We start from the raw sequence: 1,086 nt of genomic DNA on the forward strand, positions 1-1,086 counted from the left end.
GACCGAGGGGTGGAAGCGCAGTCCGCCCTTGTACGGGCCGAGCGAGCTGCTGAACTCGACCCGGAAGCCGCGGTTGACGTGGATGTCGCCGGAGTCGTCCGACCACGGCACCCGGAAGATCAGCTGGCGCTCCGGCTCGCAGACGCGCTCGATGATCCGGGCGTCCACGAACTCCGGACGCTGCGCGAGGACCGGGCCGAGGGTCTCCAGGACCTCGCGGACGGCCTGGTGGAACTCTCTCTCGCCCTGGTTGCGGCGGAGAACCTCTCCGTACAGCTTCTCGATGAGGCGGTTCTCGCCGGCGTACGGGGTTACGGAATCAGGGGTGGCCTGCATCAGGTCAAGACCTTCCGTCGATGGGCATGGCGCGCGAAGACACCCCCGTCCCGGGAGGTGTCGGCGGTCCCCCTCCCCATTGAGGGCGTCGCTCGACATCGCACGCTCTGCGGCTCACGGAAGCGACGTACTGAACCGTTGTGGCGGACCGATTCTCCCAGCTACCCCCGGCATCCGTGCAAGGGCATCTCCCCTGGTGGACCGGTTCCTAACCGTGGGCCTCCCCGTCGCGCCCGCCGCGCAGCATCCACAGGCCCGCTCCGGAGGCGAGGACGATCACGCCGGAGACGACGCTCAGCGCGATGTGCAGGCCGCTGTCCTCCATCAGGTTGAGCGAGACGTTCCCGGCGATCGCGCCGAGAAGGACGAGCCAGAGCAGGGCCTTCATGGGATTCCTCCGTGTCGTGGTGTGGTCCTCATCCTGCTCCGTTCGGACGATGCCCAGGAATGGAGCAGCCACCCGAGGCCGTGGTGTAGCAGGCTGTACCCCGCCGCGGCCTAGGTTCTGCGAGTGGCGATCACCGAGGGCACCGGCACCCGCACCCGCACCCCCGTGACCGGGGCGGTCGGCGGACGGTGGTGGGCCGCGGACCGGTGGCGGGTGCCGGGGATCGCGGTGCTCGTCGCCCTGCCGCTCCACCTGCTGTGGGCGCTGGCGCTGGCGACCGGGGGCGGCGATCTGGCGGCGCAGCTGGCCTGGGCCGGTTTCGCCGCGCGGCATCCGGGGTCCGCGTACAACCTCTCCTGGTA

General features: G+C 70.3%; 3 protein-coding genes. 1 reads left to right on the plus strand and 2 read right to left on the minus strand.

Annotated features, from left to right (window positions below):
• Window positions 1-336 (minus strand): Glu/Leu/Phe/Val dehydrogenase dimerization domain-containing protein (locus tag ACFWGZ_RS41245; RefSeq protein ID WP_382457017.1); only part of this gene is annotated, 336 nt, incomplete at its 3' end.
• A 208-nt stretch (window positions 337-544) separates the two neighbouring features.
• Entirely contained in the window at window positions 545-724 is a 180-nt protein-coding gene (locus ACFWGZ_RS41250; RefSeq protein WP_382457018.1) for a hypothetical protein, read from the minus strand.
• Window positions 725-847: 123 nt separating this feature from the next.
• Between ACFWGZ_RS41250 and ACFWGZ_RS41255 the strand changes: the two genes are divergently transcribed.
• On the plus strand, window positions 848-1,086 hold a 239-nt coding region (locus tag ACFWGZ_RS41255; protein ID WP_382457019.1), incomplete at its 3' end, for a hypothetical protein.

The sequence above is a fragment of the Lentzea sp. NPDC060358 genome (genome assembly GCF_042725365.1).
Taxonomy (GTDB): Bacteria; Actinomycetota; Actinomycetes; order Mycobacteriales; family Pseudonocardiaceae; genus Lentzea.

Bases quoted from the DNA above. Each gene is read 5' to 3' on its own strand.
- ACFWGZ_RS41250 (WP_382457018.1), bottom strand. From the start codon at position 724: ATGAAGGCCCTGCTCTGGCTCGTCCTTCTCGGCGCGATCGCCGGGAAC.